The organism is Chitinophagales bacterium, from assembly GCA_019638515.1.
Taxonomy (GTDB): domain Bacteria; phylum Bacteroidota; class Bacteroidia; order Chitinophagales; family LD1; genus UBA7692.
Window position 1 is genome coordinate 449,655 of the sequence record JAHBTS010000003.1, and the last position, 14,885, is coordinate 464,539.

The 14,885-nt window shown below is 46.3% G+C and carries 8 protein-coding genes; 3 read left to right on the forward strand and 5 right to left on the reverse strand.

The features are described 5' to 3' along the window. Window positions 1–114: 114 nt before the first annotated feature. The 5 genes from KF872_08370 to KF872_08390 form a co-directional block, all read right to left on the reverse strand. Complete coding sequence (locus tag KF872_08370; protein MBX2903560.1) at window positions 115–861, reverse strand: response regulator; 747 nt, start codon at window positions 859–861, stop codon at window positions 115–117. Next, window positions 858–2,462 (reverse strand): histidine kinase, encoded by a 1,605-nt coding sequence (locus KF872_08375; GenBank protein ID MBX2903561.1) that lies wholly within the window; start codon window positions 2,460–2,462, stop codon window positions 858–860. Before KF872_08375 ends, KF872_08370 begins: the two co-directional genes overlap by 4 nt. Window positions 2,463–2,522: 60 nt before the next feature. Continuing rightward, window positions 2,523–8,966: an immunoglobulin domain-containing protein gene (locus KF872_08380; GenBank protein ID MBX2903562.1), complete on the reverse strand. Its 6,444-nt coding sequence runs from the start codon at window positions 8,964–8,966 to the stop codon at window positions 2,523–2,525. A 209-nt stretch (window positions 8,967–9,175) separates the two neighbouring features. Next, window positions 9,176–10,060 (reverse strand): T9SS type A sorting domain-containing protein, encoded by an 885-nt coding sequence (locus tag KF872_08385; protein MBX2903563.1) that lies wholly within the window; start codon window positions 10,058–10,060, stop codon window positions 9,176–9,178. Beyond that, window positions 10,057–10,269 carry a hypothetical protein gene (locus KF872_08390; GenBank protein ID MBX2903564.1) on the reverse strand — a complete coding sequence of 71 codons (213 nt, stop codon included), beginning with the start codon at window positions 10,267–10,269 and terminating at the stop codon, window positions 10,057–10,059. The genes KF872_08385 and KF872_08390 overlap by 4 nt, the downstream gene beginning before the upstream one ends. An 89-nt stretch (window positions 10,270–10,358) precedes the next feature. On the opposite strand from KF872_08390, the gene KF872_08395 reads away from it, so the two are divergent. The 3 genes from KF872_08395 to KF872_08405 are packed head-to-tail and all read left to right on the forward strand — an operon-like array spanning window position 10,359 to window position 14,816. Further along, window positions 10,359–12,224 carry a histidine kinase gene (locus tag KF872_08395; GenBank protein MBX2903565.1) on the forward strand — a complete coding sequence of 622 codons (1,866 nt, stop codon included), beginning with the start codon at window positions 10,359–10,361 and terminating at the stop codon, window positions 12,222–12,224. 2 nt (window positions 12,225–12,226) lie between these two features. Then, on the forward strand, window positions 12,227–14,077 hold the full coding sequence (locus KF872_08400; protein MBX2903566.1) for a histidine kinase: 1,851 nt from the start codon (window positions 12,227–12,229) through the stop codon (window positions 14,075–14,077). Beyond that, window positions 14,070–14,816 (forward strand): response regulator transcription factor, encoded by a 747-nt coding sequence (locus tag KF872_08405; protein ID MBX2903567.1) that lies wholly within the window; start codon window positions 14,070–14,072, stop codon window positions 14,814–14,816. The genes KF872_08400 and KF872_08405 overlap by 8 nt, the downstream gene beginning before the upstream one ends. Window positions 14,817–14,885: the final 69 nt, after the last annotated feature.

A 14,885-nucleotide genomic window follows, 5' to 3' on the forward strand; every position in this document is an offset into this window, starting at 1 on the left:
TCATCGCATTTTATTTCATGCGCGAAACAATTACAACTGTATAGGGTTATCCGGCTATACTTCCCGATGCGGGTGGCGTTCTTCCCAAGCCGCATACTTTTCTTCCGAAGATGCTTAGGGCAACAGACGGGTGAGCAACAACTCTTTTTTATCAGCGGCCACAGGCAGCTGTTCACCATTGGTGAGCTGGATGGTATTATCCTGCTTGTAATAGGCCTTTATATGATGAAGGTTCACCATGTACGAGCGATGAATGCGCAGAAAAAAATCTTTCGGCAATATGTCTTCAAACTCTGCCAAAGGCTTGCTGATGAGCAATGTTTCCTCCGGCTGTAAAAAGAACTGTGTGTACACGCGATTTGCCTTTAGGTACAAAATCTCTTCGTAAGCAACCATGCGAATCGTTTCGGCACTGCTTAGCGCAATTCTGGTCTTTAATGTCGGAGCAGCAAGTTGTTGCTGTAGTGTTTGCAATCTTGGTGCTGATGTAGTTTTAAAGGCTAAGCGCTGACGTAATCGCGCGAGAGTGCGTTTTAAGGCCTCCATGGTTACAGGCTTCAGAATATAATCTACTGCCGAAAGTTCGAATGCCTTTACGGCATAGTGGGCATGTGCCGTAACAAACACCACTTCAATGTTCATCTCACTTTCATTCAAAAAACCAAACAGTTCCAGTCCGGAATACTGTGGCATTTCCACATCCAGAAAAACCACATCCGGCTTCAGCGTTCTGATGAGCTCAACGGCCTGCAATACATTTTCTGCTTCGCCTTCAATGCTCACCGTTGCATCTACATCTTTCAGCATTTGTATCAGATGCTTTCTTAAGTCGGCTATGTCGTCTACTACTATTGCTCTCATGGGGTTATATATCTGAAGTGAAACACTGCTCTAGTGCCTGCCGGTTGTTCATATTCATACTTGTCTTCAATGTAAAATTCAATCTGCATACTGTTTTTATCGCGCAACAAAGCAATGCGTTCATGTATGGAAGCCAGCGCAAATGAATTGTGTCCGTTGCGCTTTGCATTCAAAATAGCAGAGGCCTCTCTGCCGATGCCGTTATCATCAATGGTCACTTTCAACGCATCATCATTCAGCAGTTCAAAGCTAATATTCAGTGTCTTCTTTCCTTGCTTGTGGCGCAATCCATGCTTCAAGGCATTTTCAATTACGGGTTGAAGCATTAAAGGAGGTATTTCAAAAAAACTGCTTTCGTCTGCGCCTGTTATGCTGTACGCAAAGTGTTGATCAAGTTGCAGCTTTTCCAGTTCGATGTATGCCTTCAGCATATCTGCTTCACGTTGCACGGTAACATATTCCATAGAGGAATGCCTGAGGACTTCGCGGGTGAGCAGCGCAAAATTTTCGATGGCATTGATAGCTTCATCCACCTTGTGATGTTGCAGCTTTTGTTGAATACCTGCCAGTGCATTGAACAGAAAGTGTGGATTCATGCGGCTTTTCAGCGCAGCAAGTTCTGTTTCTTTCTGGAGGAGAAGTGCTTTTTGCAGCGCCACTTCTTTCTTCTCCGTTTCATATTGAATGTGCAACTCATTTACCGTTTTAACCCGCTCGGCATCGTTCATGCGCTTATCCACTTCGCTCCATAGCTCGTGATAATGCAATGCCTGTGGGGTATTGTTGAGCTGCTTGCAGGACAGATACAACAGCCAGTAATGATAGCGCAGATTATAATCGTCATTCAACTGAATGGCATCCGGTAAATATTCATTCAATAGCTGTGCGGCCTTATCGCTATCGCCTTTTTTAAACGCTGCTTCGGCCATTGCCTGTACAGCCCCTATTCCCAACTCTGCAAAGCCGTTTGCCTTGGCGGTGTGCAGGGCATTTTCCGCCAGCGCATACGCAGCATCATATTGTGCCAATTCAATCAAGCAGGCCCCTGCATTGCGGCCACCCATAGCTACACCATAGGCTACATTATACTTTTCAGCTATAGATTTCACCTGCAGGAAACACTCCAGCGCTTCGTTGTGGCGGTTGGTGTTATGCAGCAAATTACCCAGACCGTTCAGGACCTGCGCCTTTTGCATGGTACCCTCCGCTCCTACCACGTCCAGCGCTTTTTGATAATAGTGCTGCGCCTCCTCAAAACGCTTTTGCGCATTCAGCACAATGGCAATGTTTACCAGACAGGGAAGCAGTTCGCGGGGGTTATTCAGGGCACTCAACAAGTTTTCTGCCTGCAAAAAATGCACAATCGCTTTTTCGTACAGCGACTGTTTGAGATACGTAATGCCGATGGTATTGTGTGCCGTTGCCTGTTGTTGCTGATCCTGGTTTTGCTCCGCTAAAGCAAGCGCACTGAAGGCAATGGCGGCAGCTTGTTCGTGCGCTCCTTTCTCGTATAAATCTTTTGCCTGCTCTGCCCAATTATCCGGCACATCCATTACCATAGGTACGCAAATTTTATTGCGCCCAATGATATATAAATCCATAAAAAAATCCCACACCGTTTTACCGATGTGGGATTAAACAAAACTAGGGTATTGAAAAAACTACTGCTTTACAAAACTCTTTACAGCTGTGTTTCCATTAGTAGTGGTAAGGTGTATAAAGTAAGTTGATGCTGCCATTTTGCTCACATCTATCTGTGTCTGTTTGGCATCATTTACTGCTTGGGTAAATACCATTCTTCCATACAAATCAACTATTGCTATGCTCAATAGCGCCTCTTCGCTTGATACTTGCAATACGGTAGTAGCGGGGTTGGGATATACTTCGCTTCTAAAGCTCGATACTTCTTTTATGCCCACGCCTGTTACCGTTACTACCGATGAATATGCCGAGCAGCCATTTGCATCGGTTACTGCTACTGTGTAATTCCCGTTTTGATTTGCCGTATGGCTTTGGCTTGTTGCATTGCTAATGTCGGAGCCGTTGAACTGCCATTGGTACGATGCAAATACTTGCGTAGAAAGCACATTGCCATTTTGCGTAATGGTTGGTTGTGGCAACTGGTTTACAGTAAGTGTAAGTGTTACAATACTATCGCAGCCGCCTGCCGAAACAAGTGTATCCATGTATTGCCCGCCTTGGGTAAGTTGCTGACCGTTGAAGGTGTAGCTATCTCCGGCACATATTGATGCGCTTGTACTTCCTGTTACAAAACTGTTTACCGCTAAATTCAACGTAACAAAACTATCGCAGCCTAAAATCGTTTGCAGTGTATCGAAATACTGACCTGCCTGCGTAAGCTGCTGGCCGTTGAAAGTGTAGCTCTGGCCGTTGCAGATTCCGGCATTTACAGTGGTTTCAATCTTGTTGAGTACTGTTAATGCAAGTATAATCACGCTGTCGCAACCATTCATACCTTGCAGCATCATGCTGTATTGACCTGAAGCTGTGAGCGTGTTGCCATCGAACACATAGCTACTTCCGTTGCAGATTGTTTCACTAAATGAAGTAGTATCTGTTGCTTGCACGGTTACCGTTGCAGCACTTGAAATTTTGTTTCCGCAACTGTTAGCTATGAATACAGTGTAACTGCCGCTATGAGCCGGAAGTGCATTGGCAACACTGTATGTAGCAGAAGTTGCTCCGCTGATGTTGTTGCTATTGCGCATCCATTGATAAGTAAGTCCGGTGCCGGTTGCAGTTACTGAAAGATTCAATGCACTGCCTTCGCAAAGGGTTGCGCCTACAGGTTGCTGTGTGATGCTCACGGTGTCGTTCACTACCACAACGGCTGTGTCTGAATTGAGCGAACCACAAGCACTACCGATAGCAACAGTATAGTTACCGGCTTGCGCAGTAGATGTTACAGGAGCGCTGTATGTAGCAGAAGTTGCTCCCGGCAAATTGCTGCCGTTTTTCTTCCACTGGTATGTTACGGATGAACCGGCAACTGCTACGTTCAACGATAGTGTAGAACCCACGCAAACCGAAACGTTGGCTTGTGGCTGTTGTGTAATTGCAGTAGCAGTATTTACTGTAACACTTACAGAGTTAGAAGTAACACTTCCGCAACTTCCACTGATTACAACCCAAAACATACTGCCATTCAAAACGGTAGTGGCCGGAGATACGGTATAGGTGGCCGAAGTAGCACCTGAAATAGCTATGCCATTTTGCCACCATTGGTATGTAGTGTTGTTGCCACCTGTGCCCACTACCGAGAAAGTGAGCGTGCCACCCGAGCATACAGTTTGATTGGTTGGTTGCTGTGAAATGCTGGCTGATGCTACTATGGTTAATGTAGCAGCCGATGAAGTAACACTACCACATGTTCCCGATACCACAACTGTGTATGATCCGGCATCGCCTGCTGCTGCGCTGGCAATGTTGTAGCTGGCAGAGGTAGCACCGCTGATGTTCACGTTGTTTTTCTTCCACTGGTAAGTGAGGTTAGCACCTGTAGCTACCACGCTGAAGGTTACAGACGAACCCACACATGCTGTTTGTGTAACCGGTTGTGTAGTAATGGCTGTAGTTGGATTCACTACGATGGTAGCAGCATTTGAAGTTTTGTTTCCGCAACTGCTGCCAATAGCTACCGTGTAAGAACCACTCATAGCAGACAGCGCATTTGCTGTGCTGTATGAAGCAGAGGTAGCTCCCGGAATATCTATTCCATTCAGTTTCCACTGATAGGTAAGCGATGCGCCTGTTGCCGACACCGAAATGCTCAACGCACTTCCCTCGCACACCGTGCTGCCTTGCGGCTGTTGTGTAATGGTAATGGTATCGTTTACTGTAACTACTGCAGCGTTGGATGTAACTGCACCGCATGTGCCCGATACTGCTACAGTGTAACTGCCCGCTGTGCTCAGCGAAGCGCCAGTGCTATAGTTAGCCGATGTAGCGCCACCTATGTTCACGTTGTTTTTCTTCCACTGATAGGTAAGGTTTGCTCCGGCTGCCACCACACTCAGGTTGAGCGTTCCGCCATTGCACACAGTTTGTGCAGTAGGTTGTGTGGTGATTGAAGTAGCCACACCCAAGGTAAGTGCCGCGTTGTTAGACGTTGCACTTCCGCAAGTGCCCGTTACTACTACACTGTAGTTAGCTGCATCAGAAGCCGATGCATTCGAAATGCCCAATGTAGCAGTGGTTGCACCACTGATGTTTCCACCATTGCTCAGGTTTGTTCCGTTCTTTTTCCATTGGTAAGTAAGGGTGCCTGCGCCCGCTGCAACTACCGTGAATGTAGCCGTGCTTCCCGGACAAACACTGGATGCTGCCGGCTGCGTAGTGATAGAAGTAGCAGGAAGAATTGTCAATGTTGCGGTATCTGAATTGATGCTACCGCAACTGCCCGTAACCACACACACATAGTTGCCTGCATCGCCCGCGCCTACGCTTGCAATGTTGTAGGTAGCCGATGTAGCGCCAGCGATGTTGGTGCCGTTCTTCTTCCACTGATATGTAGCGCTGCCTCCGGTTACTGTTACGCTGAAACTTGCTGCTGCACCCAGACACACACTCGCATCTTGCGGCTGTTGCGAAATATTAGCACCGCTGCCCAAACTCAACACAGCAATGTCGGAGGTTAATGTTGCGCCTGTGCATGCATCGGTAACAACACACGTGTAGTTTCCGACATCGCCCGCAGCTACGCTTGCAATGTTGTAGGTAGCCGATGTTGCACCACTGATGTTAGAGCCGTTCTTTTGCCATTGGTAAGTTACATTACCATTCACAGCCACAGTAAAGCTGGCTGATTGACCGGTGCACACACTTACACTTTGTGGTTGCTGTGTGAAACCTATCTCACCGGTGTAAATCGTTGTAATATTGCCGGCTGTGAGCGTAGCGTTGTAGAAACGCACTTCATCAATTTTTCCACTGAAGTAGTAGGTGCCCGCAGATGGCACACCTGCCATAGCACCCATATAACCGGCTCCTACACGCAAGATAGATGAGGTGCCTACATTTATTCCGCCCGCCATCACAGCCACTAGTGCACCGTCTAAATAGGCGGTTTGATTATTAGTGGTAGTGGTAATGGCGAAATGATGCCAGTTGGTATCAATGGTTACACCCGAACTCCAAGGAGCTGCACCGCCCTGATAGAACCAACCGCGCAAGATGTTGTCGGTGCCAATGAATGCAGCCGCATTCCACGCACCGGGCGAGGCCACCTGATAGGTAAGAAGTGGTTGAGCCACTCCTCCCGCGCTGCGCTTAAACCAAAACGAAATACTCTTGTTCTGCGCATTACCCAAAATGGAGGCAGGCAGTGTAACGCTTGAATTGCTGCCACTGCTGAATGAATATGCTTTGTTGGCCTGATTAAAACGATTGGTGGTCGCGGTAATTGCATTAGAGGCGGTAGCATGGTTGCCATTGCCGCTGCTGTCCGCTGTGTTGTTGTCAAACTTATACCATGCCGTCAGGTTCGGAATGTTGATGCCACCTGAAGGCAAACTCACCACTGTGTTTTGAGAAAGTGCATTCACACAACCTTTGGTAGTGCGAAGGCGGTAGTTGCCTACTTCATTCGCAGCCAGTGAAGGATCTGTATAAAGTTGTGATGTAGCGCCACTCAACACATTTCCATTTCTAAACCATTGGTAGCTGATACCGCTATTGGTTTGCACGGAGTCCATAATGTTAAGCGGAGCGCCTAAACATTGTGAGATACCTAACACCGGAGCCCATACGTGAGGTGCCGTGTAACTCATTTGTGCTTGCACCGCTGTAAATGCATAGTTGTATATGCGGATGTCATCAATAGGTCCACCTAAATGGCCTGTTTGCGATGTGCCGAAAGTGGTGATGGGGAATGTGGTGATAGAAGGCGCATTGGTAGTGGTGAGAATTTGTGAGCCGTTCAAATACACAGTTACATTTCCTCCATTCTTTACATACACCACCTGTTGCCACACGTTGGCTTGCAACACACCCGCGCTGGTAGCCACCCAACCTGCGTTACCAATTCGCAAGGTATTGGTGTTCATATTCAGGTGCGAGGTCATGCTGTTGTTGTAGCTGCTGCTATAAATGAAATCGGTAGAAGCACCTCCGCCTACAAAGCCAGGGTTCACCCAAAATGTAATGGTTACATTATCGGTATTGAAGGCAGGAATTTGCACACCTTGGTTTGCGGCTGCAATGTTTCGCGCGAAGTTGGTGTTGCCGAAGCGGTCGGCTATAAAACCACCCGCACTGGCACTGGCACCTACACCACCTGCGTCATCTGTAAAGTTGTTGTCTAATCTGTAGTGCCGAAGCAAGTTACTGTCCAGCGCCAAGGTGCCCGAAAGAATATAGCCCTTACCGGTCATGGTGCGAGAGCAAGCACCATGCGTAGCTACTACTGTCAATGAATCGTTGTTGTTGAAAGTAGAAGTGCTGAACGTCATGGCATTTCCGGTGCCTGGAACAGCGCTGCCAACAGCCACATTGTTTTTATGCAACTGATAGTTGTTGGTAGCCACACTGCCACTTAGTGTTACTGTAGCACTATTGCCCGCACAGGTATGAATGGTAGAAGGTGAAATGGAGAACTCTGGCACAAAACACGAGTCCATTTTTACTATAAAGCAATGCAGAAAACTGGGATTAGGGTTCGTGATTTGCTGAAGAGCAGATGTTGGATTGTAGTCCAACTGGTTAAGGTATGTGCCACCCATTACCATTGTTCCATTGGTTGACATCGCTACGCCATACACTATCGCGCCTTGACCAAAATTGTCATTCAGCGTGCCTCCGGAAAGCAATCCGCCACTGCTGTTCAGTTTTGCATAAAAACCACAGTTCGATACTCCGCCATTAGATGTAATAAAAAATGTGTCGGAACTCATGATGAGGTCCGTTTTGCCGAGATGGTTGCCACCAACCAACAGATTGCCGCTTGCATCCACATCTACACTAAAGCATCCTGAAGTATTACTGGAAGCAAACTGGCCTGCCCACTGGTAAGCACCGCTGCTGTTCAGCTTTTGCACAAAGCCCGAAAAGCTGCTGGCAGCAAGCATATTAGCCGTTCCGGCATCGGGATCAAAATCACAGACGTTTCTAAAATATCCCGTGGTGTAGATATTGCCTGAAGCATCCACATCTAAGTCGCGTATTTCATCGTTGGTGGTAGAGGTGCTTCCAAAAGCTTTGGCCCATACCAAGGCACCAGCCGCTTGTGTAATCTTCCACACCCAAGGTTTAACTCCTGCGCTGGCTGATGCAATATTAAACGTTCCGTTCGGGTCAAAATCGCCCGTGCCTGTAAAGGTTCCGCCCACTACCAAATCGGTGCCTGAGGTTGTCAAAGCAACTGCACGGCAAATGGCGAATCCATCTACCGGCACTTCCCATACAAATGCACCGGCAGAAGTCAATTTAGAAACAAAGGCGTTTTCGCCTGAAGGAGATGCCTGAACATATACTCCTGCACCCGGATCAAAATCGCAATTCCCTGTAAAAGATCCGCTGTAATACACATTGCCCGAAGCATCGGTAGTTACATCGTTGGCTACATCGTTGCCGGTAGAGCCAACTCCCGTAGCCCACAAAAAGTTGCCGTTGGCGTCCAGCTTCAATACAAATGCATCATTGTTGCCAACCGAAGTAAGGTAAAAGGTGCCTGCTCCCGGGTCAAAATCGGCTGTGCTGTTGAAATAACCGCACACAATTACATTGCCGTTGGCATCCACCGCAATTCCTTTGCCTATATCTATCCCAGCGCCACCAATACTCTTGGCCCATAGCACGTTTCCATTGGCATCGGCCTTATAGATGTAGCAATCTACATTGCCATAGATTGGCAGCGATAAAGTGCCCGCTCCGGGATCAAAATCGTTGGTAGTTGCCTGAAAATTTCCGGTGGCATACACATTACCTGCGGCATCTGTTACCAGATTGTTCAGGTTGTCGTTCGTGTTGCTGCCAATGCTCGAAGCCCAGGCAGGCGTTTGCGCACGTGCACTAAAAACAAACGCTGCAAGAGCGATAAACAAAGCGGTTGCTTTGGTTTTGTAAGTAGAATAAATACTGGTGTTCATAACGATTGAATTTTGTTTGACTACAAAAATCCCACATCAGACAGCCTTATTTTAGGTTACTTCACGAATGGTAGTTTTCAATTCACAAACAGCAAAAGTTGGCACTTTCATATTATTCAAACAGGGCAAAAAAACAATCCCCCTCCACTTTCGCAGAGGGGGACAAACAAAACTCAACTCGAAAAGACGGAGGTGAGTTTTGGTTTTCTTTACTCTTTAATAAACTTTCTTATTGAAGCGTTTCCTTCTTTTGTTGCGAAACGAATGGTGTAAACACCTTTGCTTAAATCTTGCAATTGCAATTGGGTGGTGTTGCCTTGCAAAGACTTTACCTTCTCGCCTAAAAGATTGAACACTTCCATGGCAGCTAACTCTTCTGCGGTGTTAATAGTTAAGATATCTTTTACCGGGTTGGGATATACCAACAACACCATGTTTTCCATTTCATCCGAAATTCCAACCATATTTACTGCAACAGGGCTGCTAATAGCACTACATCCATCCGATGTAATAATTTCCAATTGGTAGTTCCCGGATTCTATAGCGGTATATTGAGGAGCGTTCGCACTACTGATAACTACTCCATTCAACAACCACTGATATTGTGCAGCCGTTACATTTGATGTAAGCACATTACCGTTTACAGTAAACGAAGCAGCGGGCACTTGGTGAACTGCCAACGCATACGCTGCAGAAGTATCGCTGCCACAGGCATTGATAACACGCAATTGGTAGCTTCCATCGTGCACTGCTGCTGAAAGCGAATTGATGGCATAGGTGGCTGATGTTGCACCCGGAATAGGCAAGCCATTTTTCAGCCATTGATAACTAAACTTATTGGAGTTTGCCGCTATGCTATCTACACTCAACGTAGCAGCAGTTCCGGGGCACAAACTCGCCCAGGAATTGATACTTGTATTGCCGGTAATATCCGGTGCAGTGCAGGGGGTTGTAAAATGAACAGAATCCACACAACCATTGGTATCCGTAGAAATGACGGTATAAGTTTCGGGGCAGTTACCAGTGGTTACGAATGGTGAACTTGCAGCTGAATTGGTAACGCCTCCGGATGACCAATTGTAATTCACGCTCATAGGAAATGCTCCGGTGATTGAAATGCTAGCATTCCAACACAACCCACGGTGCCATATACCGAGTCAAGATGAACCGAAAAACCGCTACAGCTACCCTGTGCTGAAGCTCCTCCTGCAAAAAGTTTTCCGGTGAATGTCGCCACCAGAAGAGCGATGAGTGTATTTTGCTTTTTCATAATTGCTGAATTTTGTTTGAGTGCAAACATCATTTCGACATGAAGTTTGCATTTCAATTACTTCACCAACAGCAGTTTTCAATTCATAAACGGTAAAATTTAAATTGCTTTTATTTGAACCAATGAAGAAACTGTATGTGCAGATAGCGGAAGCGGAAGCCAAGCTGGCTACAGCAAACAATAACGAAAAACTGTGGCTGTGGTTTGAGTTATCGAAGCTTTACATGAATACCGATGCAGCAAAATCTACTGCTTACGAAAACCTGATTCTTGCTACCGAACACATTACAGACACAGAAATTTACTTGCGGGCATGCTTGCTGCGGGCAAGTTCTTACATGAACAATTTTGAATTGGATGCTGCCTTAGAAATTGTGGCAACTGTGGTGGAGCAAAACAAGACACACCAAAGCGCGTATGTGCAACACGAAGCGCTAGTGCTGTTTGCCTACACAACCCATTTGAAAGACAGCACACAAAACGTGGCTCCGTATTTCGAGCAAGCCATTGCGCTGCACGAACAACTGAGCGATCATGATGCCAAAGCACTTTGCTATTGCCTGTATGGAAGCTACAACGATGAGCTTGACCCCAGCGAAAGCTACAAACGGTTTTTGGTGGCATTGGAATGGGCGCGCAACGGTTCGCATCCGGGCGTGTTGGGCTATGTGCTGTATCTGTTGGGCGAATGGTGTGTGTTTAACTCCACTCCAAACGATGCGTTGGTTTTTTTGTTGGAAGCACATGCATTGCTCGAAGACAATCGCGCCACACTTTTCTTAGGACACACCAGCCGCAGATTGCGCGCCACCTACATGAAACTCGGCAATTTTCCGCTGGCTAAAAAATATCAGTTGCAGGCATTGGAATGTTTGGAAGCGGCAGGCAACAACCGCGAAAAAGCATTGGGCTGCTCGCAAACAGCAGACTTTTTAATGCAGCACGGTGAGTTTGAACCGGCACGTCAATACTTAGATAAATGTCTGGCGTATTTGCAAATGGATGCCGCCACCGAGCGCAACGGGTTTTACTTCAACTCACTGGGCGATTTAGAAAAATTCAGTGGCAATTACACTACAGCCATTACGCTTTTCGAAAAAGCAAAAGAAGGTTACGGTGCGGGTTTGCCACCCACCACCGAAACGCAGATAGATTTGAAAATGAGTGAGTGCTATGAAGCCCTCAACGACCATGTAAATGCTTTTCGCTATCTGAAAAAATACACCACCACCAAACTCAAATATATTGATGAAGAGCGCAGTAAAGAACTGGCGCAACTGCAAGGAAAATACGAAGCAGAAAAACGCGAAACCGAACTGCGCGAGCTAAAAATAAAGCAACAGCAAACCGAACTCGAACGCAGCGAAAGCGAACTCAAAGCCATTAAAGCGCAAATGAATCCGCACTTCATCTTCAATGCGCTCAACAGCATTCAGGAGATGTTCTTTATTGGCGATAAACGTTTAGCCAACGAGCATCTCGGAAAATTCAGCCAACTCACCCGCGATATTCTTAAAGCCAGCGGCAAGCAATTCATCACGCTTGCCGAAGAAACCGAAATGCTCACCAAGTATCTGGAACTGGAGGGGCTGCGCTTCGAAAAAGATTTCTCATTCCGCATTTCGGTGAACGATGAAGATGCAGCCGATGATATTTTGTTGCCGCCCATGCTCATTCAACCCTATGTAGAAAATGCCATTCGCCACGGACTACTGCACCAAGCGGGCGAAAAGAAAATAGCTGTTCGTTTTCATTTCGATGAAGAAAAAAGTTTGCTCGCCTGCGCTGTAGAAGACAACGGAATTGGTCGTGCTGCATCTGCAAAAATCAATGCTCACCGAAACCCTTTGCACGAATCGTTTTCTACTTCTGCTAATGCCAAGCGCTTAGAACTACTCAACCAAAACCGAGAAGAAAAAATTGGCGTGCAGTATGAAGATTTACAGCAAGGCACGCGTGTATTGCTTACCATTCCAATCCGTTTTTAGATATGAGTTACTACGGCACATCCATACCCGAATTACTGAAACGTGTAGAAACCGAAACCGGAGCAAAAAAGGCCGACACTTATTTGTATCTGGCGGTTGAACACAAACCCAGCAACCCGCAAGCTGCCTTGGAGTTTGCCGAAAAAGCATTGGCTATTTGTCGGGATGGTGACTTCAAAGCCGCAGAGATTGACTATTGGACCGTGCGCGCTATTTTAGAAGAAGGCGTTTCGGCTTCGGAGCATGCCGTGGAGCATTTGCAAAAAGCAGTTGCGCTGGCAGAAGAAATTGGCGATGAACAAGGCCGGCTCACAGCGTTGCAAAAAATAGGATTGCACAAACTGCGACAGCACAAAGCAGGTGAAGCAGGTGAAATTTTAATGCGTTGTGTGGAAGATTACAAACACCTTCCCGACTCGCTCATGAAGGCAGAATGTTTCCATCAGGCAGCGCAATACCTAACGCATGTTGATTTGAAAGCTGCTGCTGAAATGGCTTTGCAGGGAATTGAAGTGGTAAAACATGCAGGAAAGCCGCGCGATGCCGTAAACCACCTGAAAATGCTGATGAACATTTCATTGAAATCAGGTGACGAAAATAAAGCCATAGAATATGGTTTGGAAGTGCTGCGCATAAAAGATGAAGCAAACGATCAAACTTCGCTGCTGGGTGTGGCAAAGCAACTCGGCACTTTATTCAACAAGCAAGGAAATAGCTTGCAGGCACGCGCATATTTTGAACGCGAAATAGCGTTGCACCACGCATCCGTAAACGCACATCGCACCGCCCTACTTCAACAGAGCGATGCAGAAACTTATTTCTATGCCGGCAGAAAAGAGGAAGCATTGCAATTTGCGCAAGCAGCCGTTGATATTGCGGTAACCGAAAACAATCCCCGTAAGCTCGGCACAGCGTTGTTTCAATTGGGGCAATTGTTGTTTCTCAATCACTCATTTGCTGAAGCTATCGAACCGCTTAAGCAGTCTATTGCAAGTAAAGGAGAAAGCATTCCGGCTAACGACCACATTGCCACGCTGGAACTGCTGCACACTTGCTATGAGCAAACAAATGCTTACGAACAAGCATACCATACATTGGTGCAGAAAAACAAACTGGAAGCAGAACTGATGAACACAGAGCGGCTGCAACAAGTAGCACTACTCAACAAACGCTACGAAACCGAAAAGCGCGAAGTTGAATTGCGCGAATTGAAGCTGCAACAAACAGAAAGCGAGCTCAAAGCCATTAAAGCGCAAATGAATCCGCACTTCATCTTCAATGCGCTCAACAGTATTCAGGAAATGTTCTTCATTGGCGATAAACGGTTGGCCAACGAGCATCTCGGAAAATTCAGCCAACTCACCCGCGATATTCTTAAAGCCAGCGGCAAGCAATTCATCACACTTACCGAAGAAACCGAAATGCTCACCAAGTATCTGGAACTGGAGGGGCTGCGCTTCGAAAAAGATTTTTCATTTCATATTTCGGTGAATGATGAAAATGCAGCCGATGATATTTTGTTACCGCCCATGCTCATTCAACCCTATGTAGAAAATGCCATTCGCCACGGACTGCTGCACCAAGCAGGCGAAAAGAAAATAGCTGTCCGTTTTCATTTCGATGAAGAGAAAAGTTTGCTCACCTGCGCTGTAGAAGACAATGGCATAGGACGTGCAGCATCCACAAAAATCAATGCACACCGAAACCCTCTGCACGAATCGTTTTCTACTTCTGCCAATGCAAAACGCTTAGAACTGCTGAACCAAAACCGAGAAGAGAAAATTGGTGTGCAGTATGAAGATTTGGAACAAGGAACAAAAGTGTGCATATTGATTCCTATACAGTATGATTAGAGCCATAATAATTGATGATGAACCAAAGGCGCGCAGATTTTTAGAAGCGCTACTAAAAGAATATTGCCCTACAGTGCAGTTAGTTGCCGTGGCAGAAGATGTTCCTTCGGGTGTGGTTGCCATTAACCAGCACAAGCCCAATGTGCTTTTCCTAGATGTGGAAATGCCCGGCTACACCGGCTTTCAATTGCTCGATTTTTTTCGTGAAGTAGATTTTGAAATCATTTTTACCACTGCCCACAGCGACTACGCATTGCAAGCCTTTCGAGTAAGTGCCATTGATTTTTTGTTAAAGCCAATTCAGATTTCAGAATTAGTGGCAGCAGTTGAAAAAGTAAGCAAAAAACAAGGACAGCAACAGGAGCGTCTCCACACACTAAAAGAAAATTTTAAGAATAACACCATCCAAAAATTGGCACTGCCTGTTTCAGAAGGATTAGTGTTTGTAGAAGCAAATGATATTACGCATTTAGAAGCAGACGGAGCTTATACGCACTTTCATCTCCGCAACGGAACCAAAATGATAGTGAGCAAAAAGATAAAAGAGTTTGAAGAGGCGCTCACGTATCAAAACAACTTCTTCCGCACCCATCGGTCGTTTATCATCAATCTGAAAATGATAAAACAGTATGTGAAACAAGAGGGTGGCTATGTATTGCTGGAAGGCAACATTCAAATTCCCATCGCGCGCGAACGGAAAGACGATTTTTTGCGTGTGATAGAAAGCATAAGTCTATAACAAATAAAAAAATCCCTCTCCACTTTCGCAGAGAGGGATTAAACAAAACTCTAAAATGACTACTGTTTC